We start from the raw sequence: 24,667 nt of genomic DNA on the forward strand, positions 1-24,667 counted from the left end.
CGCGCGGGCGCCTTGATCCAGGTCAGCGTCTGGGGCAGGCCTGGTTTTCATGCATGAAATCGGCCTGTCACGCAGAGTGGAGCTGCGTGACAAGCTCATGAATTCATAGCAATCAGCCGGCCGCCCGCTTCTCCAGGATTTCCAGCGCCGGCAGCGTCTTGCCTTCCAGCATTTCCAGGAAGGCGCCGCCGCCGGTGGAGATGTAGCCCACGTCCTTCTCGATGCCGTATTTGGCGATCGCGGCCAGCGTGTCGCCGCCGCCGGCAATGCTGAAGGCCTTGCTTTCGGCGATCGCCCGGGCGATGCCTTCGGTGCCCTTGGAGAACGCGTCGAATTCGAACACACCCACCGGGCCGTTCCAGACGATGGTGCCCGCGGCCTTGAGCTGTGCGGCCAGCTTCGCCGTCGTTTCGGGGCCGATGTCGAGGATCAGGTCGTCCTCGGCCACGTCGGCGGCGGCCTTGACGGTGGCCGGCGCATCGGCGGCAAAGGTCTTGGCCGTGACCACGTCGGTGGGGATCGGCACCTCGGCGCCGCGCGCCTTCATGCCGTCGATCACGGCGCGGGCCTGGTCCAGCAGATCGGGCTCGGCCAGGCTCTTGCCGATCTTCAGGCCGGCGGCCAGCATGAAGGTGTTGGCGATGCCGCCGCCGACGATCAATTGATCCACCTTCTCCGAGAGGGCCTTGAGGATGGTCAGCTTGGTCGACACCTTGGAGCCGGCGACGATGGCCACCAGCGGCCGCTGCGGCTGCGCCAGGGCCTTGGTGATGGCGTCGATCTCGGCGGCCAGCAGCGGGCCGGCGCAGGCGATCTTGGCGTATTCGGCGATGCCGTAGGTCGTGCCCTCGGCGCGGTGCGCGGTGCCGAAGGCGTCGTTGACGAAGATGTCGCACAGCTTGGCCAGCTTCTGCGCGAGTTCGGGCTTGTTCTTCTTCTCGCCGACGTTGACGCGGCAGTTCTCGAGCAGCACGACCTGGCCGGGCGCGACCGTCACGCCGTCGACCCAGTCGGCGACCAGCGGAACCTCACGGCCCAGCAATTCGCTCAGGCGCTTGGCCACGGGGGCGAGCGAATCCTCGGGCTTGAACGCGCCTTCGGTCGGGCGCCCCAGGTGCGAAGTCACCATCACCGCGGCGCCGGCCTTGAGCGCGAGTTCGATACACGGCACCGAGGCACGGATGCGGGTGTCCTCGGTGATACGGCCATCGTCGTCCTGCGGCACGTTGAGGTCGGCCCGGATGAAGACACGTTGGCCTTTGACACGGCCTTGGGCACACAGATCGGAGAAGCGAAGAACGTTCATGGCAGGAGGGGTTGGAGTGAAAGGATGCGCGCATTCTAGAAGCGCGGCACCCCGGCACCGCCTACCAGCCCAGCCCGATGTGCAAGGGAAGGTAGACCGCCATGCCGACCACGATGGTGATCAGCACGTCGCGCTTCCAGTAGAAGCCCAAGGCACCGGCTGCGGCACCGAACAGCCGGGCATCGGCCCAGGTCGCCACGAGATGGCCGTTGGTCATCACCACTTCGGGCAGCACCACGGCGGCCAGTGCGGCGATCGGCGCATATTGCAGGCCGCGCTGCGCCCAGTGCGGCAGGTTCCACGATCGGTTGGAGATGAAGAAGAAGCAGCGCGCGATCACGGTGACGCAGGCCAGGCCGACGATGGTGACCATGGTCCACAGGTCGGTGACGCCAGGTTCATGGCTCATGTCGCAACTTTCTTGTTGTCAGGCCGCAGCTTCTCGAGACTCAGGCACAGCAGCACCGCCACGGCGATGGCCGCGATGATGTTGAGCTTGAGCGGCAGGGCATAGGTCAGCACCGCCGCCACCGCCGCCACGCTGGCCGCGACCAGGCGCAGCCGGGTGCTCGCCAGCGAACACAGGATGCCGACCAGGCACAGGATGCCCGCGAAGCCGAGGCCCCAACTCGTCGGGATCGCATTCGTCAAGGCCACGCCGACCACGCTGGCAATCACCCAGCTGAACCAGTTGAGCCCGCAGTTGCCCGCCAGATACGCCTCTTGCGCGATGCGCTGTGCCGGGTCGGCGCTCGGATGCGGGAAACGCCGCGTGAACAGCACGTAGCTCATGTCGGCCGTGAGGTAGCCGTGCACCAGCCGCTCCCACAGCGGCAGGTGCATCAGGTAGGGTCGCAGGTGCAGGCTGAACACCACGAAGCGCAGGTTCACGCAGAAGCCCGTGGCCAGGATGATCCACATCGGCGCGCCGGCCACGAGCAACGGAATCGCCGCGAGCTGCGAACTGCCGGCGAACACCAGCATCGCCATGGCCAGCGCCTCGACCACGCTCATGCCCGACTTGACCATGGCCACGCCGGTCATCAACCCCCAGGCGGCCACGCCCGGCACCTGCGGCCAGGTGTCGCGCAGGCCCTGGGCGAAGTCGGGGTGTTCTCGTAACGCGCGGCGCAGGAACACTCAGATGCCCCGCGCTTCGAAATTCTGGCCGACGCTCACGCCAGCGCCACGCACGAAGTCCTGCACCGCCAGACGTTTGCCGCCAGGGCGCTGCACCCGGATCAAATTCACTACAGAATCCATAGCAGCCACCGCAATGCCCTTGGGCGTCACAGCCACGATTTCTCCAGATTTTGCATCCGCGGGCCGCGGCAGGGACGACACCGAGGCATCCCAGATCTTCAGGCTTTCGCCAGCCAGCACCGAGGCCGCACCGGGAAACGGGTCGAAGGCGTGGATGCGGCGCACAATCACCTCGGCGGGCAGCGCCCAGTCGATGGCCGCTTCGGCCTTTTCGATCTTGTGCGCATAGGTCACGCCCTCGACCGGTTGCGGCACGGCGCGCAGGCCGCCGCAGGCCGCGAGTTCGAGCGCCTCGACGATCAGCCGGCCGCCCAGGGTGGCCAGGCGGTCGTGCAGGCTGGCGGTGGTGTCGCTGGCCGCAATCGGCAGCGACTCGACCAGCAGCATGTCGCCGGTGTCCAGCCCCGCGTCCATCTGCATGATGGTGACGCCGGTCTCGCGATCGCCGGCCTCGACGGCGCGGTGGATCGGCGCCGCGCCACGCCAGCGCGGCAGCAGGGAGGCATGGATGTTGAGGCAGCCGAGCCGAGGCGCATCGAGCACCCATTGCGGCAGGATCAGCCCATAGGCGGCAACGACCATCGCATCGGCCTTCGCGGCCAGGATGGCCTCGCGTGCGGCGGCGGCGTCATCGGGGTATTTGCCGTCGAGCCGCAGGCTGCGCGGCTGGGCCACGGCGGCACCGATCTCCAGCGCGAACTGCTTCACTGGCGAGGCTTGCAGCTTCATGCCACGGCCGGCCGGCCGGTCGGGCTGGCTCAGGACCAGCGGAATCTCGAAGCCGGCCGCGGCGAGCCGGGCCAGTGCCACGCGGGCAAACTCGGGCGTGCCCGCGAAGATGATGCGCATCGAAAAGGAAAACCGTGGATCAGCGGATATTGGGGAAAAGCGGCAGCTCGAGGCCTTGCTGGGTGCGCCGCACCACGCCGCTCGGGTCGAAATACACCCAGAACCACATGTCCTGCGTGTCCTTCCAGCGGTAGGACCAGATGTCGCCCTTCCAGGACGCCACGCCGTCGACCTTGGCCGGCGGACCGAAGGCCCAGAGAATGTCGTCGCGCGTGGTGGTGCCGGAAATGTCGATCTTGGAGAACTCGTTGAGGTTCATCACCTCGCGCGACTGCACCACGCGGCCGGTCGCGTCCAGGTCGACCATGACCACCGACTGGCCCATCGGCTCGTGCGAATACTGCAGGCGGTGCACACCACCCCGGTCGAGTTCGGCCGTGGGACGGCCCCACTGCGACACGACTTCGTCACGCGTCATGCCGGGCTTGACGGCACAGCCCGCCAGGGCGGTCAGCAGCAGGGCGATCAGGGGCAGGGCAAGGCGGCGCATGGGGTCTCCGATCATGTCTTTTCGGTTTCGCGGCGCGACTTCAGCATCTTGGTCTTGATGCGATTGCGCTTGAGCGGGGAGAGGTATTCGACGAAGACCTTGCCCAGCAGGTGGTCCATCTCGTGCTGGATACACACGGCCAGAAGGCCTTCGGCTTCGATGCTGCGCGACTGGCCATCGCCGTCGAGCGCGGTGACCTTGATCTGCGTGGAGCGCTCCACGCCGTCGTAGATGCCGGGCACGGACAGGCAGCCCTCTTCGTTCACCACTTTTTCGGCGCTGGCCCAGGTGATTTCGGGGTTGATCAGCACCAGCGGGCTGTCGCGCTGCTCGGAGACGTCGATCACGATCACGCGCTCGTGCACATTGACCTGGGTGGCGGCCAGGCCGATGCCGGCGGCGTCGTACATGGTCTCGCGCATGTCGGCGATCAAGGCCTTGATGCGATCGTCCACCTGCTTCACCGGGCGTGCCAGGGTATGCAATCGGGAATCGGGGTATTGAAGGATGGAAAGTAAGGCCATGGAATCTCAACGAATGTGTCGCTATTTTCGCCACTTTTGAGTTTTGAAGGATTGGCAAAGTTCAAAATCGTTGCCCAACCAAGGGCTTGGGCGCAAAATCGCGCGTGATTACTGAAGAGTCTCCGCCGGATCCGTGCTTTTGCGACGCGGGCTCCGGTCCGCGTCCCAGTGCGCATTTGTGGTGCAAAAACCTATGAAAAAAACGATGGCGGGGACGGCCCCAGTCCTGGCCTCCCGTAGCTTGTTGGCTTCGCTGGCACTCGCCGGCATCTTCGGCGTCGCCGGGGCAGCCCAGGCGCAGAACTACCCGATCACGGCCTCGCAGCAGGCCACGGCCGCCCAGGTGGCGCAGGCCGGCGTGCCGGTGGCCGATCTGGCACCCAACGCACCCGACAGCTACACGGTGAAACGCGGCGACACCCTGTGGGGCATCTCCGGGCTGTTCCTCGCGAGCCCGTGGCGCTGGCCCGAGCTGTGGGGCATGAACCTGCAGGACATCCGCAATCCGCACCTGATCTATCCCGGCCAGCAGCTGTTCCTCGACAAGACCAACGGTCGGGCCACGCTGCGTTCGGCCATGGCCGGCGGCCAGGGCACGCCGCAGACGGTGCGGGTGTCGCCGCGCACGCGCTACGAATCGCTCTCCGACAGCGCACTGCCCACGCTGCAGACCAACCTGATCGAACCCTTCCTGGCCGAACCCATCGTCGTCGACGAAGCCACGCTGCAGCAGGCGGCCCGCATCGTCGCCACGCAGGAAGACCGCGTCCTGTTGAGCCGCGGCGACCGAGCCTATGCACGGGGCTCGCTGGAAGCGCCGCTTTCCGAAGAACGCGGCAAACCGCGCGACTTCCGCATCTTCCGCACCGCCGTGGCGCTGAAGGACCCGGGCACGGGCGAGATCCTCGGCTACGAGGCGCAATACGCGGGCAAGGCCAGGCTGGCCGTGGGCGAATCCATCCGCGTGGCCAAGGAGGTCGACAAGGACGGCAAGCGCGCCGTGGAGATCGTGCCGGCCACCATCGACATCGTCGCCTCCAAGGAGGAAACCCAGGTCGGCGACCAGCTGCTGCCCGAGCCGCCGCGCGAACTGCTGAACTACGTGCCACGCGCGCCGGCACAGCCCATCGACGGCCGCATCGTCTCCGTGTACGGCAGCGCCGTGGCCAACGCAGCGCAGAATCAGATCGTGGTGATCAACCGCGGCACGCGCGACGGCATCGAACGCGGCCATGTGTTGAGTGTGTTGTCCGACGGCGGCAACATGGTCGACCGCACGGATCCGAAGAAGCCGACGATCACATTGCCCAATGAACGCAACGGCCTGGTGATGGTGTTCCGGCCTTTCGAGCGCGTGTCCTACGCACTCATCATGGAAATCAAGAACGGCGTGAAGGTCGGCGACCGGCTGGGCAACCCGCGCTGAGACGGACCGGCCGCAGGCCGGCCTCGATCCGTGTGGGCCGAGGGAGGGGAACGTGGAACGTGATGAACTGGAATGCTGGTTGCGGTTGAGCCTGAGCGAGGGCATCGGCAACATCTCGGCGCGCAGGCTGCTGGCCGCCTTCGGACTGCCGCAGGACATCTTCACCCAATCCGCGACGGCCTTGCGCCAGGTCGTCACACCGGCCCAGGCGGCGGCGTTGCTCTCACCGCCGAAGGACTTTCAGGCCCAGCTCGAGGCCACAGGGTCATGGCTGCAAGGCGGCAGCGCAGCCTCGGGCTGGCGCGCCGTGGTCGCGCTCGGCGACGCTGCTTATCCCTCATCGCTGCTCGCGATGGAAGACCCGCCGCTGATGCTGTACGCGCTCGGCCGCACCGACCTGCTGGCCGGCCTCGACGCCGCACATTGCCTGGCCATGGTCGGCAGCCGCAATCCGACACCACAGGGCGAAGTCACGGCGCGCGATCTGGCCCGGGGCTGCGCCGAGGCCGGCCTGTGCATCGTCTCCGGCCTGGCGCTGGGTATCGACAGCGCCGCGCACGATGGGGCGCTGCTGGGCGCAGCCGCGGGCGCGGACCGCCTTGCCACCATCGCCATCGTCGGCACCGGCCTGGACCGGGTCTATCCCAAGCGCAACCTGGCATTGGCCCACCGCATCGCCGCGCAAGGCCTGCTGCTCAGCGAATACCCGCTCGGCACGCCGCCGCTGGCGGAAAACTTCCCCCGGCGCAACCGCATCATCGCCGGGCTGAGCATGGGCACACTGGTGGTCGAGGCCGCCCTGAAGTCGGGCTCGTTGATCACCGCGCGGCTGGCGCTGGAGCAGGGCAAGGACGTGTTCGCCGTGCCGGGCTCGATCCACGCAATGCAGTCGCGCGGCTGCCATGCGCTCATCAAGCAGGGCGCGAAACTCGTGGAAAACATCCAGGACGTGCTCGATGAGATCCGGCCTTCGCACGCCAGGGCCGCAGCACAGAGTGCCGACTCGGACGAGCCCGACGATCCTTTCCTGGTACGCATGGGCCATGACCCGATCAGCCTCGACGCACTTGTGGCGCGCACCGGCATTTCGGCGGCCGAACTGCAGGTGCGGCTGCTCGAACTCGAGCTCGAACACCAGGTGGCGCGCCTGCCCGGTGGCCTGTTCCAGCGCACCGTCGCGGCCTGACAACGCGAGTCTCACCGTACGCCACCACTTGTGGGGTGGCATTCGTTCTGCGCTATATTGAAGCCATGTTTGAAGTGCTTGTTTTCGTGTACGAGAACTATTGGCGAGGCGATGCCTGCCCCGAGCCGCAACATCTCGGGCGCAAGTTGAGCGCGGCCGGTTTTGAAAGCGACGAGATCGCGCAGGCGCTGACCTGGCTGGCCGGCCTCAATTCGGCCACGCTCAGCACCGGCATGATCCATGTGCCGGCTGAGATCGCGCTGGAAACGGCAGCCGCGTCGCCGCCGCTGGCACCCGCGGCCGACAGCTTGCGCATTTACTCGGTCGCGGAGCAGGACCACCTGGGCGCCGACTGCCTGGGCTTCGTCAGTTTCCTCGAAGCGGCGGGTGTGCTGCCGCCGCACATGCGCGAGATCACCCTGGATCGCGCCATGGCCACGGGAGGCGATCCGATCACGCTCGACGAATTGAAGATCATCGTGCTGATGGTCTACTGGAGCTTCGGCGAAGAGCCGGATGCGTTGATCCTCGACGAACTCTGCGACGACACGGAAGGCCGCCTCGCCCACTGAAAAAGCTCAGTTCAGCAGGCGTTCCGGATTCGCATCGAGCTTGGCCAGCGCATCGCGCGTGGCCCGCAGCGTCAGCGCCTCTTCTTCCTGCGGGACGAGCAGGCCCGCCTGCAGATACGCCGCCAACCGACGCGCCTGGATGAGATAGCTGCGTCCGTCCATCGAAGCAAAAAGATGCAGCTGCTTGCGGTCACTGCGCCAGGCGAACTGCACCTGGTTGATGCGGTTGCTGTGGTCGAGCATGAACCAATGGCCAAGTTCGAGTTCCTGTGCCCAGGCCAGCATGGCTTCGGTAGGCTTGGAGCCGCCATCGGCAATCACTTCGATCGAAGACGCGTCGATGCCGAGCATCATCTCGATGTTTTCGTTGTCCAGCGGCAGGTCGCCCATGCTGTCGTCGCTGACGAAATCCTCCAGATTGGCCAGCCGCGCGGCCATGGACTCGATGCGCGCCTGCGGGATCGCCTCGGTCTTGGACATGAAGGCGTCGGCCAGCGTGTCGCTGATGCGCTTGATGTGGGCTTCCTGCACCGTGGATTCCAGGCTCAGCAGCGTCATGCCCTGGCGCAGGCGCTGCAGCAGCAGGGGCAAGTTCTGGATCACGCGCGCGCGTTCGGCACGGTTGGGCTTGGCGCTTGCGGCCCACACCAGTTCGGACGCGGCCTTCTTGAGCGCGATGGTTTCCTCGTGCTGCGGGCCGTTGCGCACTGCGGCCATGGCCAGCACCTCGGCCCAGACCTTGAACAGGAATTCGCGGATGTCTTCGCGCACCGGCAGTTCCTTGAGCATGTTGCGCAGCTCGATGGTGTACTGGATGGCCAGCGTCTCCTTCTGCTCGACCTGTTGCGCCAGCGTGGCCACACGCAGCGTGCTGCCTTTTTCGGTGAGGTACTTGGAGAGGAACTGTTGGAATTCGTCGTAGACCAGCTGGAACACGCGTCGCCCGGTCTCCGGATACTGCTCGATCACCTGCACCACGCGCTTGATCTCGGTTTCGAGCGCGCTGCCGTTGATGGCGCTGGCGTCGAAGCCCATCACGCACGAGCCCATGCGGTCGATGAGCTGGCGCGCTGGGTGGTTCAGCGTGCCGAAGAATTCCGGTTCGGCCAGCGCCACGCGCAAGACGGGCAACTGCAACCGTGCGAACCAGACCCGCACCGAAGGTGGAATGCGCTCTTCGGCCAGGATGCTCTGGAACATCAGCGCCACGACTTCGATCGTGGCCTTTTCCGCGGTGGTGGCCGCGGCTTTCTTCAACTGGTTGGACCGCTCGCGCAAGTGGCCTGCGACCTGCGAAACCTCCATGCGGCCATAGTCGAGCGCGCCTGTACCGGGCACGCTGCCATACAGCGGATCGGTATCGCCACCGTCCTGCTTGCGCGCGATCGCCCGCGCCAGCGTGGGCGAGATCGGCTGCTGCACGGTCTTGTCGAAATCGCTGATGTGGTCGGTCAGCACCCGCTTCAGGTGCACCATCACACCCTGGGCGCGGCGGCGCGCACGCGCCAGCGGTGACGCCACGGTCATCATGCGCGTCTCTTCGGCAGCCGAGGCAGCGCTGCGCATCGGGCCGTTCTGCGTTGGTGCGCCGCGCGGACCTGCGCCGCCACCCATGGCACCGGTCGGCATGCGACCGCTCGGGGCCCAGCCGGAGGGCTCGAATCCGCTCGCGCCGCCCTCGTTGAAGGCCCGCATGGCGGCGCCGGCCGGCGACGAACCGCCGTCGGTGCGACGTACCCGCGAGCGCAGATCGGTCGAAGGCGTGATGCCGTTCTGGGTCAGGAAGGTATTGACGGTCTTGTAGGCTTCGAGAAACCGCGTCGCCAGTTCACGTTGCAGCACGTCGGAAACCAAGGCCAGCGCGCCACGCGAAAGGCCGGCGGCGGCCCATTGCTCCACCAGGGTCAACATCAGGACCTCGGGCCGGATGACATCGGAAGTGGAGACTTCCTCCGTGCCTTCGAGTTGCTGCAGCCGCGCGCCGAGATCGGCCAACTCTTCGGCCGAGCGGTCTGCGATCACCTGACCCAGGCGCGAGGCGATGATCTTGTTCTCCACCACATCGTCGCCCATGAGCTCGAAGGTGCTGGCCGTCTGCCGCGCAGGGGCCGCAGGGACGTGCAGCAGTTTCTGCCAGGCCGCGAGCGTGGCGGTTTCCCAGGCGACACCGCGTTGCTGGTAGGCCGTCCAGATGTCGCGGCGCTCCTGCATTTCGCGCGCGGTGCGTACTTCGTCCACCAGCACCGCCAGACGCTCCCGCACGGCCAGCCGCCCCGCAGCCAGGGCATCACTCGCCAGCGCGACGAAGTTTTCTCGGGCTTTCTGGGCTAACGATCGGTGGTAGGAGCTGGACGTGCTGGTTGCCATGTTCTCGAGCGCAGGTCAGACGGTGGCACCTGCATTGGGATCGTTGGGGTCTTCTTCTTTTTTGGCCGAGGATGACTTGACAAGGTCTTCGCGCTTGATGCCCAGCCACATGGCGATGGCAGCTGCCACGAAGACCGACGAATAGATGCCGAAACAGATGCCGATGGTAAGTGCCAGCGCAAAGTAATGCAGTGTCGGACCTCCGAAAAGGAACATCGACAAAACCATGATCTGGGTTGATCCATGCGTAATGATAGTGCGGCTGATGGTGGAGGTGATGGCGTTGTCGATCACCTGGACCGTGTTCATCTTGCGGTAGCGCCTGAAATTCTCGCGGATCCGGTCGAAGATGACCACGGATTCGTTCACCGAATAGCCCAGAACGGCGAGCACGGCGGCCAGTACCGGCAGCGAGAACTCCCATTGGAAAAACGCGAAAAAGCCCAGGATGATCACCACGTCGTGCAGGTTGGCGATGATCGCCGCCACGGCGTATTTCCATTCGAAACGTATCGCGAGGTAAAGGATGATGCCGCCGACCACGAAGGCCAGCGCCTTGAGCCCGTCCACGGTGAGTTCGTCGCCGACCTGCGGCCCGACGAATTCGGTGCGTCGCAAGCCCACCGACGCGTCCTCGGTCTTCAGCGCGCCGATGACCTTCTCGCTCTGCTGTGCCGAACTCACCCCCTTGATGGCCGGCATGCGGATCAGCACGTCGCGCGAGGTGCCGAAGTTCTGCACCTGCACGTCGTTGTAGCCCAGTCCGGCCACGAGCTTGCGCACCTTGTCCAGGTCGGCCGGCTGCGAATAGGTCACTTCCATCAGCGTGCCGCCGGTGAATTCGACCGACAGGTGCAGTCCGCGCGAGAACAGGAAGAACACCGCCGCGAAGAACGTGGCGAAAGAGATCACGTTGAATACCAGCGCATGCCGCATGAACGGGATGTCGCGGCGGATCTTGAAAAACTCCATGGAGGTTCCTTTGGGGGCAGTCGGAGCGGTGGCGCCTTGAAGCGCCGATCAGCTGGACCGTGCTGCCCGTTGCATAGGTGGATGGTGCTTGGTGGCGGCCGGTCTCAAGCCTTGGCTTCGGCGGCCTGGGCGTCGGGGCGCCACACGGTGCCGATGGAAACCGTCTTGAGCTTCTTCTTGCGGCCGTACCAAAGGTTCACCAGGCCGCGCGAGAAGAACACCGCCGAGAACATGCTCGTGGCGATGCCCAGGCAATGCACCACCGCGAAGCCACGCACCGGGCCGGAGCCGAAGGCCAGCAAGGCCACACCCGCGATCAGGCTGGTCACGTTGGAGTCGAGGATGGTGGCCCAGGCGCGGTCGTAGCCAGCGTGGATCGCGCCCTGGGGCGACGCCCCGGCGCGCAGTTCCTCGCGCACACGCTCGTTGATGAGCACGTTGGCATCGATGGCCATGCCCAGCACCAGGGCCATGGCGGCCATGCCGGGCAGGGTCAGCGTCGCCTGCAGCATCGACAGCACCGCCACCAGCATCAGCAGGTTGACCGCCAGCGCAATGCTGGAGAACACGCCGAACAGCATGTAGTAGCAGCACATGAAGATGGCCACCGCAACGAAGCCCCAGGTCACGCTGTGGAAACCCTTGGAGATGTTTTCCGCGCCCAGGCTCGGGCCGATGGTGCGCTCCTCGATGATCTCCATCGGCGCGGCCAGCGAACCGGCGCGCAGCAGCAGCGAGGTGTCGTTGGCTTCCTGGGTCGTCATGCGGCCCGAGATCTGCACCCGTCCGCCCGAGATCTCGCTGCGGATCACCGGCGCGGTGACCACTTCACCCTTGCCCTTCTCGAACAGGATGATGGCCATGCGCTTGTTGATGTTCTCGCGCGTCACGTCCTTGAAGATGCGCGCACCCTTGGCGTCGAGCGTCAGGTTGACGGTCGGCTCCTGGGTCTGGCTCTCGAAGCCGGGCTGCGCATCGGTGAGGTTTTCGCCGGTGAGGATCACCTGCTTCTTCACGATCACGCCCTGGCCGCTGCGGTCCAGGTAACGCTCGTCGCCGAAGGGCACGGCGCCGCTGCCGTTCTCGGCCGAGCGGGCTTCGGTGCTCTCGTCGACCAGCCGGACTTCCAGCGTGGCAGTGCGGCCGAGGATGTCCTTGGCTTTGGCGGTGTCCTGCACGCCGGGCAACTGCACGACGATGCGGTCCAGGCCCTGCTGCTGGATCACCGGCTCGGCCACGCCGAGTTCGTTGATGCGGTTGTGCAGCGTCGTGATGTTCTGCTTCAGTGCCTGGTCCTGCACGCGGCGTGCGGCCTCGGGCTTGATGGTGGCAACGAGTTTGTATTCGGTACCGTCGGGCGCATCCGTGCTCTGAAGGTCGGGGAACTGGTCCTGCAGCACAGCCTTGGCCGCGGCCAGGGTTTCCGCATCGCGCAGCCGCACCTCGATGGTCTGGCCGTTGCGGTTGATGCCGCCGTGGCGCACGTTCTTCTCGCGCAGGCTGCTGCGCAGGTCGCCGGCCAGGGACTCGGCCCTCTTGGTCAGCGCGGCCTGCATGTCCACCTGGAGCATGAAGTGCACGCCGCCGCGCAGGTCCAGGCCGAGGTACATCGGGCCGGCATGCAGCGCGGTGAGCCAGGCCGGCGAACGCGACAGCAGGTTCAACGCCACCACGTAGCCGGGGTTGGCCGGATCGGGGATCAGCGCCTTTTCAATCGCGTCCTTGGCCTTGAGCTGGGTATCGGTCGAGTCAAAACGCGCCTTGACCGAGTTGGCGTCCAGGCCCACGAGTTCGGGCGTGAGGTTGGCGGCTTTGAGCGCCTCCTCGACACGCGCCTGTGTGGTGGCGTCGATCTTCACGCTGGCGCGCGCGGCAGACACCTGCACGGCTGGCGATTCCCCAAAAAAATTCGGCAGGGTGTAGATGGCCCCCACCAGCAGCGCGACCAGGATGATCGCGTACTTCCATGCCGGATAACGGTTCATGATCGCGCTTGAGTTTCCAGTTGCAGAACGGCTGAATGCTAAGTAATGGCTTACTTGATCGTGCCCTTTGGCAGCACCTGGATCACGGCGCTGCGCTGCACCTGCACTTCGACGCCATTGGCGATTTCCAGGCTCAGGTAGCCATCGCCGAGCTTGCTGACCTTGCCCAGCAGGCCGCCCGCGGTCGCGATTTCGTCGCCCTTGGCCAGCGCTTCGATCATGGCGCGATGCTCCTTCTGCTTTTTCATCTGCGGACGGATCATCACGAAGTACAGCACCACGAACATCAGCACCAGCGGCAGCATGCTCGTCAGCGAAGACATCATGTCGCCGGCGGGAGCGGCGGCGGGGGCGGTCTGGGCAAAGGCGGAAGAAATGAACAAGGCAGGCTCCACGGGAAAGTCAAAAAACGGACACGCAACCGGCGTGTGAAACACGGGCCGGCTGTGCAAAGTGGGCCCGATTGTATGCGGCGCGGTGCGCCGGCCGTACACAAGCCCCTGGAAGACCTAAGGCGTGTACCTGGCCGATTCGGCCAACCACTGGCCGGATCCCGGCGCGCCCGTGCCGACTTTTGTTCAGGCTTCGGAACCGGCGGCGCTCGCCACCCACTGCCGCACGCCGGGCAGCAGGGTTTCGACAGCGTCGAGCGACACCCGTTGCGATGCAGGGGCGAGAGCGGCCAGGCGGTTCAGTGCCTCGGCCGACAGGCGGCCGACCAAGCGGCTCAGTTCACTGAAGCGCAGGCCCTGGCGCACCAGGTGCGCAATATAGGTATGTCGCAGCGTCTCGGCCGTGACTTCATGCGGCCTGACCAGATGGGCGTCGTGGGCGCTCGACGTGACCAGCGCCTCGATGTCCTCGGGCTGCATTTCCGCCCCATCCGGCCCGGGAAACAACCAGGCGTCGGCCGATTTGTCGGCCTGCATCGCCTCCAGCCATGCCGCGGGCAGGGGCAACACACGCCTCGAATCACCGGCCACCACCAGCGTGCCCGCAGCGAGGTCCACGTTCGCGGCCCGCAGCGTGGCGATCTCGGCCGGCCGCAAGCCGCACAGCAGGCAGGCCAGCAGCGGCTGATCCTGGGGCGCGGCCGCCGCCAGCAGCGCCTCGGCTTCGGTGGCATGGAGCTCCCTCGGCAGAGGCTGCGCCAGCAGCGGCAGATCGGTAGCTGCGTCGGCGGCTCCAAGGTCCCGGGCCAACAGGGGCGCGGCAGACGTGGCTGGCGCCAGGCGCGGGTCTGGATACGGCATCCAAGGCTGCGGCACCAACACGGTCGACGGCGCCGCTGGCACCGCCTCGACGCGGTTGAAGAATTCCACGAACCACACGGCCAGGAAAGCCAGCACCAGCGACGCGGCCACGCCGATGGCCGCGTCCCGCGCATACAGCGGTCGCCAGGCGGACTCGGGCGTGGTCGCGCGCTCCAGCACCTGCACGCGCGGCCGGCGCGTGTTCTCGCTGGCCTCCAGGGCCATCAGCCGCTGCTGTGCGGCCTGGCGCAGTTTCTCCAGGCCGTCGAGTTCGTCCTGCATGGTCTTGAATTCCCCGAAGTTGCGGCTGAAGCTCTGCACCGACTGCCGATCCTCGGCGGCTTGCTGCTGCAATCGTTTGCTCGCAGCCCGCGCGCCGGCCAGTTCCTCGCGAGCGATGGCCAGCGCGTTCTGCAGGCTCTTGCCGCGTTCCGTCTCGATCTGCTGCTCCAGGCTGTCGATACGCATCTTCAGCGCCCGCGCGTCGGGGTCCATGCCCAGGTAGTTCGGCGTGAACTGGCGCTCGAGCGCACGCCATTCCTCGCGCCACTGCGACAGCCGCTGCTCCATGGAGGCCAGCGTCGGATTGTCCTTGGACAAGGGGGCGAGCCGGCCCTCGGCGGCCGCCTGTTCGATCGCGCGCAACCTGCCTTCAGCGGTGGCCTCGCGATCGTTGGCCGCGGCCAGCGAAGTGCCCATGCCCTTGAGGCGGGCCAGGACCTGGTTTTCGTCGCGTTCGGCGGAAACGATGTCGGCCCGCAGCCGAAAGGCCTCGACCGCTTTCCTGCGTTCGGCGACCCGTGTATCCATCACCCGTGCTTCTTCGCGCGCGTCGGCGAGCAGACGGCGCGAGTCCTCTTCCCCGCCACGCACCTGTTCCTCGCGGTAGACGTCGATCACGGTGTTAACGAGGTCGGCCACCAGCAGGCGCTCCGGGCCATGGGCCTCGATCTGCGCCACGTTCGTGCCGACCAGCGGGTCGACCGTCAGCATCTGCTGCAGCATGGGCACGGGATCGGTTTCGTCCGCCGGACCAAGCTGGCGCCCACGCTCCTTCAGCCGCGCCGCCACTTTCTCAAGCAGCGGCCGGCTGGTGAACACCTGCATCTCGACCAGGAAGGCCTGGGTGTTGTCCTGCTGCGCGGCCGCATCGTTGACGGCCGAGCGTATCTGCGGCGTGACCTGGACCTTTGCCCCAGCCTGGTAGACGGCCGGGCGCGAAAACGTGTAGGCCAAGCTCAGCAGTGCACACACGAGGAATACGGCCGAGAACACGACCACACGGCGGCGCATGGCGCGGCTTCTCGGCGGCGGGCCGAAGCCGTCGTTCACATGGTCGCCACGGGATGGATCACGGCGGCTGGAGAGTCGCGGTTCTTGCACGGTAGCCCCCTGTCTTCTCGGCGCCACGGGTCGAAGCGACGCCATCGGATGACTGGCTGGGCAAGCGGATTGCCCAGGAATGGCCTCGCACTATAAGCCGATGGCGCCGCGCGGTACAGGCGGCACCGCGCGACCCGCACTGCGCATCAGGCCGCTTGCCGCTGTCCCTGCGGCTGATGGAACTCGGCCGTGAGCGCCGCCCATTTGGCACGTGCCTCGACGAGGTTGCGTTCCTTCACGTGGCCATAGCCACGAATCAGCTCGGGGATGCGCGCGATCTCCACCGCCGTGGCATGGTTGGCCGCCGTGAGCGCCGGCAGCAGTTGCGTGATGCTGGCCCGGTACTCGCCGATGAGCGCACGCTCCGTGCGCCGTTCCTCGGTCTTGCCGAAGATGTCGAGCGCCGTGCCGCGCAGGCCCTTCAATTTCGCCAGCAAACGGAAGCCAGTCAACATCCAGGGGCCAAACTTTTGCTTCTGCAATTCGCCCTTCGCATTCTTCCTGGCGATCATCGGTGGCGCGAGGTGGTAGTTGAGCTTGAAATCGCCCTCGAACATGCCGTTGACCTTGGCCAGGAAGGCCGTGTCGGCATGCAGCCGAGCCACCTCGTATTCGTCCTTGTAGGCCATGAGCTTGAACAGATACCGCGCCACCGATTCGGCCAGCAAGGTCTTGCCCAGCGGCGCCTCGGCCTGCTGCACCTGGGCCACGAAGGTCCGGTACTGCTCGGCATAGGCCGCGTCCTGGTACGCGGTAAGAAATTCGACGCGACGGTTCACTAGCGACTCCAGCGTCTCGCGCTTCTTGAATTCGACCACCTGTCCGGGCGAGACGCGTTTGACGAACTCCTGCGGCCGCTGCGCGGCCTGCCGGCCCCAGGCGAAGGCGGTCTTGTTGTTCTCGATGGCCACGTCGTTGAGCTCGATGGCGCGCATGAGCGAGGCATGGTCCAGCGGAATCCAGCCTTTCTGCCAGGCGTAGCCGAGGATCATCGGGTTCACGTAGATGCTGTCGCCCATCAGCGCCGTGGCCGCGGCATCGGCGTCGAACACGCCCAGCGCTTCCCGCCCCACCGCGGCGGCGATCTGTGCCGTGCAGGCCTCCTGCGGGTTCTGCCAATTGGCGTTGCGCACGAAGGCAGCCGTCGGCGCGCTGTGGCTGTTTAGCGCCACATGGGTGCGGCCTTCGCGCATGCGCGCCATGGTCTCGCCGTTCACCGTGACCAGCGGATCGCAGGCCAGCACCAGGTCGGCGGCGGCGGTGCCGACGCGCGTGGTGCGGATGTCGTTCTGCGTCTCGCCGATCAGCACATGGCTCCAGGTGGCGCCGCCCTTCTGCGCGAGCCCGGCCGCGTCCTGGGTGACGATGCCCTTGCCTTCGATGTGCGCGGCCATGCCGAGCAGTTGTCCGATGGTGATGACACCGGTGCCACCCACGCCGGCCACTACGATGCCCCAGACGTGGCCGCCAGCGATCGAAGGGACGATCGGTTCGTCGAGCATGCCGAGCTCGGCCGGCATCAAGGCCTTGGCCTTCGACTTCTTCTTGAGTTGACCGCCTTCGACGGTGACGAAGCTCGGGCAGAAGCCTTTGAGGCAACTCATGTCCTTGTTGCAGGTGCTCTGGTTGATGGCGCGCTTGCGGCCGAATTCGGTCTCCAGCGGCTCCACGCTCAGGCAGTTGCTCTGCACGCTGCAGTCGCCGCAGCCTTCGCACACCAGCTCGTTGATGACCACCCGCTTGGCCGGATCGACCGCCGTGCCGCGCTTGCGGCGGCGGCGCTTCTCGGTGGCGCAGGTCTGGTCGTAGATGATGGCGGTCGTGCCCTGCAGTTCGCGAAATTCACGCTGGATGGTGTCGAGCTCGTCGCGGTGCCTGACCGCCACATGGTCGCCAGGCACCTTCACGCCGTCGTATTTCTCCGGCTCGTCGGTCACGATCACGACCTTCCTGGCGCCTTCGGCATGCAGGCTCTCGGCGATCTGCAGCACGGAATGGCCTTCGGGGCGCTCGCCGACCTGCTGGCCGCCGGTCATGGCCACGGCGTCGTTGTAGAGGATCTTGTAGGTGATGTTCACACCAGCGGCAATGCTCTGGCGGATCGCCAGCAGGCCGCTGTGGAAATAGGTGCCGTCGCCGAGGTTGGCGAAGATATGCTGGTCGGTGGTGAAGGGCTGCTGCCCGACCCACGGCACGCCCTCTCCGCCCATCTGCGTGAAGCCGATGGTCGAGCGGTCCATCCAGGTCGCCATGTAGTGGCAGCCGATGCCGCCCATGGCACGTGAACCTTCGGGCACCACGGTGCTGGTGTTGTGCGGGCAGCCGGAGCAGAACCAGGGCTGGCGTGCATCCGTCACCCCGCCGACCTGCATGACTTCCATCGCGCGTTCCTTGGCCTCGAGGATGGCCATCTGCGCCTCGATGCGCGCCACCATGTCGGCACCGCCGGCCTCTAGGATGCCGAGCTTTTTCAGCCGCTGCACGATGGCCTTGGCGATCAGCGCCGGATTCAGGTCGGCGTTGGCGCGCAGCAGCGTGTTGGCCGTCGGGTTGGGCATCGCCCATTCACCGCCGGAGAAGTCACCGTCCAGCTCGTTGAACTTGCCCAGCACGTTGGGCCGCACGTCGGCGCGCCAGTTGTACAGCTCTTCCTTGAGTTGGTATTCGATGACCTGGCGCTTCTCCTCGACGACCAGGATCTCCTGCAGGCCGGTGGCGAATTCGCGCGTGAGTTGCGCCTCCAGCGGCCAGACCACGGTCACCTTGTGCAGCCGGATGCCGAGCTGCCGGCAGGCCGCGTCGTCCAGGCCCAGATCCAGCAGGGCCTGGCGTGTGTCGTTCCAGGCCTTGCCGCTGGCCATGATGCCGAGCTTGTCGTTGGGGCCTTCGATGACGTTGTAGTTGAGCCGGTTCGCGCGGATGTAGGCCAGCGCGGCGTACCATTTGTAGTGCATCAGCCGGGCTTCCTGCTCCAGCGGATGGTCGGGCCAACGGATGTGCAGGCCGCCGGGTGGCATCTGGAAGTCGGTGGGGATGACGATCTCGACGCGTTCCGGATCGATCATCGCCGTGGCGCTCGATTCCACGATCTCCTGGATCGTCTTCATGCCCGACCACACGCCCGAGAAGCGGCTCATCGCAAACGCATGGATGCCGAGGTCGAGGATTTCCTGCACCGTGGTCGGGAAGAACACCGGCGTGCCGCAGGCCTTGAAGATGTGGTCGCTCTGGTGCGCGGCGGTGGAACTCTTGGAGATGTGGTCGTCGCCGGCCACCGCGATCACGCCGCCGAATGCGGTCGTGCCGGCCATGTTGGCGTGCTTGAACACGTCGGAGCAGCGGTCCACGCCCGGACCCTTGCCATACCAGATGCCGAACACGCCGTCGAACTTGTTGGTGCCCGGCGGCGAAAAGCCCAGTTGCTGCGTGCCCCACAGCGCCGTGGCGGCCAACTCCTCGTTGACGCCCGGCTGAAACACGATGTTCTGCGCCTTGAGGTATTTGCTGGCCTTCCACAAGGCCTGGTCATAGCCGCCGAGCGGCGAACCCCGGTAGCCGCTGATGAAGCCGGCCGTGTTCTTGCCGGCCTGCTGGTCGCGCAGCCGCTGCAGCATCGGCAGCTTGACCAGGGCCTGCACCCCGCTCATGAAGGCACGTCCGTAATTCAGGCTGTACTTGTCATCCAGCGTCACTGTCTCCAGTGCCTTGCGGATGTGCTCGGGCAGGGGTGCATTCATGTCTTGTGGGTCTCCATATCGTTCGGACCGCCTCGTGAGCGGACTGCGGACTTTGCCGCGCGGCGCAGGTCATTCGCCTGCTTGGCAAAGTGTATGCCTGAGGCGCCGATATGTCTTTGCGTTTGATGCCCGAATTGGCGGCAATTCTGAAAGAATCTTGCGCCAAAGCCTAGAATCTGGAAATGCTAGACAAGTTTGACCTCTCCATCCTGCAAGAACTTCAGGCGAACGGCCGCCTGACCAACGCGGAGCTTGCGCAACGCGTGGGCCTGAGTGCGGCACCGTGCTGGCGGCGCGTGCGGGCACTGGAGGAAGCCGGCTACATCCTCGGCTACCACGCCGAGATCGACCGGCACAAGATCGGCCTGGGCGTGCTGGCGTTCGTGCGGCTCGACGCCGACCGCAACACCGGCGATGTGACGCGCGAACTGGAAGAAGCCATCAAGCAGATTCCCGAGGTGGTGAGCTGCCACTACATCAGCGGCGCCGGCACCTTCGAGTTGCAGGTGGTGGCGCGCGACCTCGACGCGTTCTCGCAATTCGCGCGCAAGGTGCTGATCAACCTGCCGAACGTGAAGGACCTGCACACCAGCTTTTCGCTGGGCCAGGTCAAGGCCAGCAGCGCGCTGCCGCTGGGTCATGTGTTGCCCTCCCGCTGAGGCCGAAACTTTACGAAGCTTTGCCCCGTCGCGGGCAAGGGCATCACGCCCGGCTTGTAAAGTCGATTGACAGGCCGCCTCTGCCTTCCCCTTTTTCCAACGGACCCATGTTCAACAAAAAATCTCCCTGGTTGCGTTACGCGCTGATCCTCGCCGCCGTGCTGGCGGTGGGCATCGCGGTGAAGCTGGTCTTCTTCCCCAAGGCCGAGAAGCCCAACTTCATCACCGCCGCTGCCGCGCCGGCCGATCTGGAACAGGCCGTGCTGGCCACCGGGACCTTGCAGGCGTTCAAGCAGGTGAGCGTGGGCTCACAGGTGTCGGGGCAGGTGAAGTCGCTGAAGGTGGCGTTGGGCGACAAGGTCACCAAGGGCCAGCTCGTGGCCGAGATCGATTCGCTGACGCAGGCCAACAACCTGCGCAACACGCAGGCGGCCCTAGCCAACGTGCAGGCGCAACTGCTGGCCAAGCAGGCTGCGCTCAAGCAGAACGAGCTGACCTTCAAGCGAGAGCAGGAAATGCTCGCTTCCGATGCGAGCTCGCGCGCCACCTTCGAGGCTGCTGAGGCCGCGCTCAACACCGCACGCGCCGATGTGAACGCCACGCAGGCGCAAATCGCCCAGGCCAAGATCGCGGCCGACACGGCGCAGATCAACCTCGGCTACACCAAGATCCTTGCGCCGATGGATGGCGTGGTGGTGGCGCTCGTCGCGCAGGAAGGCCAGACCGTCAACGCCAACCAGAGCACGCCGACCATCATCAAGCTGGCCACACTCGACACCATCACCGTGAAGGCGCAGATCTCCGAAGCCGACGTGGTGCGCGTGAAGCCCGGCCAGAAGGTCTACTTCACCATCCTCGGCGCGCCGGACAAACGCTACTACACCACGCTGCGCACGGTCGAGCCCGCGCCGGACTCCATCCTCACCGACACCACCACCTCGACCTCGAGCAGCGCAGCCACCGCCATCTACTACAACGGCCTGCTCGACGTACCCAACCCGGACGGCCGGCTGCGCATCTCGATGACGGCCCAGGTCTACATCGTGCTGAGTGAAGCCAAGCAGGCGTTGAGCATCCCGTCTTCGGCACTCGGTGACACCGACCGGCAGGGCCTGACCACCGTGCGGGTGGTGAACGCCGAAGGCAAGGCCCAGCCGCGCCAGGTCAAGGTCGGCATCAACAACAACGTGCGCGCCCAGATCCTCGAAGGCCTGCAGGCCGGCGACAAGGTGGTGGTGAGCGAAGCGCCAGCCCCGGGTTCGCCGCCCGCGCAGACGCGCCGGCCGCCCGGCGGGATGCGGCTGTGAGCGTTGCCACGCCGGCAGCCCCGCTGCTCTCGCTGCGGGCGCTGCGCCGCGAATTCCCGGCCGGCGAGGGCACCATCGCCGTGCTGAAGGACATCGACCTGGACATCGCCTCGGGCGAGATGGTGGCCATCGTCGGCGCCTCGGGCTCCGGCAAGTCGACGCTGATGAACATCCTCGGCTGCCTGGACCGGCCCACCAGCGGCTCCTACCGCGTGGCCGGCCGAGAGACCGGCCAGCTCGACCCCGATGCGCTCGCCGAGCTGCGGCGCGAACACTTCGGCTTTATCTTCCAGCGCTACCACCTGCTGGCCGACCTCAACGCACTCGGCAATGTGGAAGTGCCGGCCATCTACGCCGGTCGCGACCGCGGCGCGCGCCACGAACGCGCGGCGGCGCTGCTCGGCCGACTGGGCTTGTCCGACCGGCTGACCCACCGGCCCGGCCAGCTCTCGGGCGGCCAGCAGCAACGCGTCAGCATTGCGCGCGCACTCATGAACGGCGGCCGGGTGATCCTGGCCGACGAGCCGACCGGTGCGCTGGACACCCGCAGCGGCGCCGAGGTGATGAAGATCCTCGAGGAACTGCACGCCGAAGGCCACACCATCATCCTCGTGACGCACGACATGGGCGTGGCCGAGCACGCCGACCGCATCATCGAGATCAGCGATGGTGTCATCGTGGCCGACCGGCGCAAGCCCGAAGCCGCCGCACCGACGGCCACGCTGCCACCGCCCCCGGCCGAAAGCAACACCTGGGGCGCCGTGTGGGACCGCTTCGCCGAGGCCTTCCGCATGGCCGTGCTGGCCATGCGTTCGCACCGGCTGCGTACTTTCCTCACCATGCTGGGCATCATCATCGGCATCGCCTCGGTGGTGTCGGTGGTGGCGCTCGGCGAAGGCTCGCGCCAGCAGGTGCTGAAGAACATCAGCGCCATCGGCACCAACACCATCGAGATCTTTTCCGGCTCCGGCTTCGGCGACCAGCGCGCGGCCCGCGTACGCACCCTGGTGCCGAGCGACGCCGACGCGCTGGCCCAGCAGGTGTATGTGGACAGCGTCACCCCCACGCTCACCAGTTCGGCCACGCTGCGTTACGGCAACGTGGCCGTCACCGGCACCATCAACGGCGTGGGCGAGCAGTATTTCCGGGTGCGCGGTATCGAGATCGCGCAAGGCCGCGCGTTCGACGCGGACAGCGTGGCCGCACTCGCGCAGGAAGTGGTGATCGACGACAACACGCGCAAACAGCTGTTTCCCAACAACCCGAACCCGGTGGGCGAGGTGATCCTGCTCGGTGCCGTTCCGTGCCGCGTGGTCGGCGTGGCCAAGAAAAGCGAATCGGCCTTCGGCAACAGCGAGGCGCTGAACGTCTACGTGCCCTACACCGCCGCGATGAGCCGCATCCTCGGCCAGAACTACCTGCGCAGCATCACCGTGCGCGTGAGCGACGACGTGGCCACGGCCACGGCCGAGCAGGGCATCAATACCCTGCTCAAACAGCGCCACGGCGTCGTCGATTTCTACGTGCTCAACACCGACACCATCCGCCAGACCATCGAGAGCACGACGCAGACGCTCACCCTGCTGATCTCCGCCATCGCGCTGATCTCGCTGGTCGTGGGCGGCATCGGCGTGATGAACATCATGCTGGTCTCGGTGACCGAGCGCACCGGCGAGATCGGCGTGCGCATGGCCGTGGGCGCGCGCCAGGGCGACATCCGCCAGCAGTTCCTGATCGAGGCGGTGCTGGTCTGCCTGCTCGGTGGCGTGCTCGGCATTGGGCTGGCGCTGTCCATCGGCTGGGGCTTTGCCCAGCTCGGCGGCAACTTCCAGATGGTGTATTCGACCACTTCGATGGTCGCGGCCTTTGCCTGCTCCACCCTGATCGGCGTGATCTTCGGCTTCCTGCCCGCGAGCAATGCCGCGCGGCTCGATCCGGTCGAAGCACTGGCCCGCGAATGAGTTCTTCCAAAATGCCATCCAGCCTTCAAACCTCCTTCCGCCTCGGCGCGTTGTGCCTGGCGCTGCTTGCCGCAGGCTGTGCCTCCTCGCTGCACACGCCTTACGCCGCGCCCGCCACCAGCGTGCCGACGCAGTGGCAATACGCCGCCGGCGCCAACGGCGGCCACGGCCAAACACCGGCGCCGCTGTCGCCCTGGTGGACCGGCTTCAACGACCCCGCGCTCAGCCAGTTGATCGAACAGGCCCTGCAGCGCAACAACAACCTCGCGGCCGCCGCCATCCGTGTGCGCCGCGCGCAGTTGCAGGTCGGCCTGGCGGAAAACCAGTTCGGCCCCAGCTTCAGCGGCAGCATCAGCACCGGCGCGAGCCGCGGCCTCAACGGTGGCGGCACAGTGAAGTCCAGCGGCATCTCGCTCGGCGCGAGCTACGAGGTCGACCTGTGGAACCGCCTCGGCAGCCAGCGCGACGTGGCCCAATGGGAGGCCCTGGCGACGGTGCAGGACCGCGAGGCCACGGCGCTGTCGCTGGTGGCCACCACCGCGCAGCTCTACTGGCAGATCGGCTACCTGAACCAGCGCCTGGCCGCCAACCTGCAGAGCATCGCCGTGGCGCAGAAGACGCTGGAACTGGTACAGGTGCAATACCGCACCGGCGCCGTCTCCGGCCTGGAACTCGCCGAGGCACAGCAGAACCTGAGCAGCCAGCAGGCCAGCCAGACCACGCTGCAGCAACAGCAGGTGGAGGCGACCACCGCACTGGGCCTGCTGTTCGACGGCGCGCCGATGGCCTCGATCCTCGCCGGCCCGCTGCCTTCCCGGCTGCCGGACACCACGCTGCCGCCCGTGGACGCAGGCCTGCCCGCCTCGCTGCTCGGCCGCCGGCCCGACCTGCGTGCGGCCGAGCTGCGGCTGCGCGAAGCCAAGTCCAGCATCGACGCCACCCGCGCCAGTTATTACCCCGCACTGTCGCTCACCGGCGGCCTGGGCACGTCGAGCGCTTCGCTGGTCAACATCCTGAAGAACCCGGTGGCCAGCCTGGGCCTGGGCATCACCATGCCGTTCCTGCAGCGCACGCAACGTGACCTGGACATCAAGATTTCCCAATCGCAACTCGACGAGGCCGTGGTCAACTTTCGGCAGACGCTGTATACCGCGTTCGGCGATGTGGACAACGCCCTGTCGTCACGCCAGCAGCTTGCGGCGCAGGCCACGCTGCTCGAACAGGCGCTCGCCGCCGCGCGCCAGGCCGAGCGGCTGTACGAGATCCGCTACCGCGCCGGCTCCGTTGCGCTCAAGCCCTGGCTCGACGCCCAGGAAAAGCGCCGCAGCGCCGAGATCGCCGTGGCCGAAAACCGATTGAACCGGCTGAACAACCATGCGGTGCTGGTGCAGGCGCTGGGTGGCGATGCGGTCGCACCCTGAACCGGA

General features: G+C 66.4%; 19 protein-coding genes. 7 read left to right on the forward strand and 12 right to left on the reverse strand.

The features are described 5' to 3' along the window. Positions 1-112: 112 nt before the first annotated feature. From RD110_RS26045 to def, 6 genes are all read right to left on the reverse strand, one after another. On the reverse strand, positions 113-1,306 hold the full coding sequence (locus RD110_RS26045; protein WP_076203754.1) for a phosphoglycerate kinase: 1,194 nt from the start codon (positions 1,304-1,306) through the stop codon (positions 113-115). Between the two features lie 61 nt (positions 1,307-1,367). Beyond that, complete coding sequence (locus RD110_RS26050) at positions 1,368-1,715, reverse strand: AzlD domain-containing protein (protein ID WP_076203756.1); 348 nt, start codon at positions 1,713-1,715, stop codon at positions 1,368-1,370. Further along, the gene (locus RD110_RS26055) at positions 1,712-2,446 is read right to left on the reverse strand and encodes an AzlC family ABC transporter permease (RefSeq protein WP_076203758.1); all 735 of its coding nucleotides are present in this window, start codon (positions 2,444-2,446) and stop codon (positions 1,712-1,714) included. The genes RD110_RS26050 and RD110_RS26055 overlap by 4 nt, the downstream gene beginning before the upstream one ends. Continuing rightward, positions 2,447-3,418 (reverse strand): methionyl-tRNA formyltransferase, encoded by a 972-nt coding sequence (fmt, locus tag RD110_RS26060; RefSeq protein ID WP_076203761.1) that lies wholly within the window; start codon positions 3,416-3,418, stop codon positions 2,447-2,449. 19 nt (positions 3,419-3,437) lie between these two features. Beyond that, positions 3,438-3,908, reverse strand: coding sequence for a hypothetical protein (locus RD110_RS26065; protein ID WP_076205729.1), 471 nt, complete (start codon positions 3,906-3,908; stop codon positions 3,438-3,440). An 11-nt stretch (positions 3,909-3,919) separates the two neighbouring features. Next, a complete protein-coding gene (gene def / locus RD110_RS26070) occupies positions 3,920-4,432 on the reverse strand; it encodes a peptide deformylase (RefSeq protein WP_076203763.1) in 513 nt (170 codons plus the stop codon). A 205-nt stretch (positions 4,433-4,637) separates the two neighbouring features. On the opposite strand from def, the gene RD110_RS26075 reads away from it, so the two are divergent. From RD110_RS26075 to RD110_RS26085, 3 genes are all read left to right on the forward strand, one after another. Further along, positions 4,638-5,858 carry a LysM peptidoglycan-binding domain-containing protein gene (locus RD110_RS26075; protein WP_076205732.1) on the forward strand — a complete coding sequence of 407 codons (1,221 nt, stop codon included), beginning with the start codon at positions 4,638-4,640 and terminating at the stop codon, positions 5,856-5,858. A 52-nt stretch (positions 5,859-5,910) separates the two neighbouring features. Beyond that, positions 5,911-7,044, forward strand: a complete 1,134-nt coding sequence (gene dprA, locus RD110_RS26080) for a DNA-processing protein DprA (RefSeq protein WP_076203766.1) — start codon at positions 5,911-5,913, stop codon at positions 7,042-7,044. A gap of 65 nt (positions 7,045-7,109) precedes the next feature. Then, a complete protein-coding gene (locus tag RD110_RS26085) occupies positions 7,110-7,616 on the forward strand; it encodes a Smg family protein (RefSeq protein ID WP_076203768.1) in 507 nt (168 codons plus the stop codon). 6 nt (positions 7,617-7,622) lie between these two features. On the opposite strand, the gene RD110_RS26090 is transcribed toward RD110_RS26085, so the two are convergent. The 6 genes from RD110_RS26090 to RD110_RS26115 form a co-directional block, all read right to left on the reverse strand. Next, positions 7,623-9,983: a DUF1631 family protein gene (locus tag RD110_RS26090; RefSeq protein ID WP_076203770.1), complete on the reverse strand. Its 2,361-nt coding sequence runs from the start codon at positions 9,981-9,983 to the stop codon at positions 7,623-7,625. Positions 9,984-9,998: 15 nt separating this feature from the next. After that, the gene (gene secF / locus RD110_RS26095; RefSeq protein ID WP_076203772.1) at positions 9,999-10,955 is read right to left on the reverse strand and encodes a protein translocase subunit SecF; all 957 of its coding nucleotides are present in this window, start codon (positions 10,953-10,955) and stop codon (positions 9,999-10,001) included. Positions 10,956-11,059: 104 nt separating this feature from the next. Further along, positions 11,060-12,940 (reverse strand): protein translocase subunit SecD, encoded by a 1,881-nt coding sequence (gene secD / locus RD110_RS26100; protein ID WP_076203775.1) that lies wholly within the window; start codon positions 12,938-12,940, stop codon positions 11,060-11,062. 50 nt (positions 12,941-12,990) lie between these two features. Next, complete coding sequence (gene yajC, locus RD110_RS26105) at positions 12,991-13,323, reverse strand: preprotein translocase subunit YajC (protein WP_076203777.1); 333 nt, start codon at positions 13,321-13,323, stop codon at positions 12,991-12,993. Positions 13,324-13,518: 195 nt separating this feature from the next. After that, positions 13,519-15,576 (reverse strand): GumC family protein, encoded by a 2,058-nt coding sequence (locus tag RD110_RS26110; RefSeq protein ID WP_162277376.1) that lies wholly within the window; start codon positions 15,574-15,576, stop codon positions 13,519-13,521. Between the two features lie 146 nt (positions 15,577-15,722). After that, on the reverse strand, positions 15,723-19,313 hold the full coding sequence (locus RD110_RS26115) for an indolepyruvate ferredoxin oxidoreductase family protein (RefSeq protein WP_076203782.1): 3,591 nt from the start codon (positions 19,311-19,313) through the stop codon (positions 15,723-15,725). 176 nt (positions 19,314-19,489) lie between these two features. On the opposite strand from RD110_RS26115, the gene RD110_RS26120 reads away from it, so the two are divergent. From RD110_RS26120 to RD110_RS26135, 4 genes are all read left to right on the forward strand, one after another. Next, positions 19,490-19,972, forward strand: a complete 483-nt coding sequence (locus tag RD110_RS26120) for an Lrp/AsnC family transcriptional regulator (protein WP_076203785.1) — start codon at positions 19,490-19,492, stop codon at positions 19,970-19,972. A gap of 107 nt (positions 19,973-20,079) precedes the next feature. After that, positions 20,080-21,279, forward strand: a complete 1,200-nt coding sequence (locus RD110_RS26125) for an efflux RND transporter periplasmic adaptor subunit (RefSeq protein WP_076203788.1) — start codon at positions 20,080-20,082, stop codon at positions 21,277-21,279. Next, positions 21,276-23,240 (forward strand): MacB family efflux pump subunit, encoded by a 1,965-nt coding sequence (locus tag RD110_RS26130; RefSeq protein ID WP_076203791.1) that lies wholly within the window; start codon positions 21,276-21,278, stop codon positions 23,238-23,240. Before RD110_RS26125 ends, RD110_RS26130 begins: the two co-directional genes overlap by 4 nt. Beyond that, a complete protein-coding gene (locus RD110_RS26135; RefSeq protein ID WP_239467131.1) occupies positions 23,237-24,661 on the forward strand; it encodes an efflux transporter outer membrane subunit in 1,425 nt (474 codons plus the stop codon). The genes RD110_RS26130 and RD110_RS26135 overlap by 4 nt, the downstream gene beginning before the upstream one ends. Positions 24,662-24,667: the final 6 nt, after the last annotated feature.

Origin of the sequence: Rhodoferax koreense (genome assembly GCF_001955695.1) — a bacterium.
GTDB classification, from domain to species: domain Bacteria; phylum Pseudomonadota; class Gammaproteobacteria; order Burkholderiales; family Burkholderiaceae_C; genus Rhodoferax_B; species Rhodoferax_B koreensis.

Bases quoted from the DNA above. Each gene is read 5' to 3' on its own strand.
- secF (WP_076203772.1), bottom strand. From the start codon at position 10,955: ATGGAGTTTTTCAAGATCCGCCGCGACATCCCGTTCATGCGGCATGCG.
- RD110_RS26135 (WP_239467131.1), top strand. From the start codon at position 23,237: ATGAGTTCTTCCAAAATGCCATCCAGCCTTCAAACCTCCTTCCGCCTC.
- RD110_RS26045 (WP_076203754.1), bottom strand. From the start codon at position 1,306: ATGAACGTTCTTCGCTTCTCCGATCTGTGTGCCCAAGGCCGTGTCAAA.
- RD110_RS26065 (WP_076205729.1), bottom strand. From the start codon at position 3,908: ATGCGCCGCCTTGCCCTGCCCCTGATCGCCCTGCTGCTGACCGCCCTG.
- RD110_RS26125 (WP_076203788.1), top strand. From the start codon at position 20,080: ATGTTCAACAAAAAATCTCCCTGGTTGCGTTACGCGCTGATCCTCGCC.
- RD110_RS26090 (WP_076203770.1), bottom strand. From the start codon at position 9,983: ATGGCAACCAGCACGTCCAGCTCCTACCACCGATCGTTAGCCCAGAAA.
- RD110_RS26050 (WP_076203756.1), bottom strand. From the start codon at position 1,715: ATGAGCCATGAACCTGGCGTCACCGACCTGTGGACCATGGTCACCATC.
- secD (WP_076203775.1), bottom strand. From the start codon at position 12,940: ATGAACCGTTATCCGGCATGGAAGTACGCGATCATCCTGGTCGCGCTG.
- fmt (WP_076203761.1), bottom strand. From the start codon at position 3,418: ATGCGCATCATCTTCGCGGGCACGCCCGAGTTTGCCCGCGTGGCACTG.
- RD110_RS26075 (WP_076205732.1), top strand. From the start codon at position 4,638: ATGGCGGGGACGGCCCCAGTCCTGGCCTCCCGTAGCTTGTTGGCTTCG.
- RD110_RS26115 (WP_076203782.1), bottom strand. From the start codon at position 19,313: ATGAATGCACCCCTGCCCGAGCACATCCGCAAGGCACTGGAGACAGTG.
- def (WP_076203763.1), bottom strand. From the start codon at position 4,432: ATGGCCTTACTTTCCATCCTTCAATACCCCGATTCCCGATTGCATACC.
- RD110_RS26085 (WP_076203768.1), top strand. From the start codon at position 7,110: ATGTTTGAAGTGCTTGTTTTCGTGTACGAGAACTATTGGCGAGGCGAT.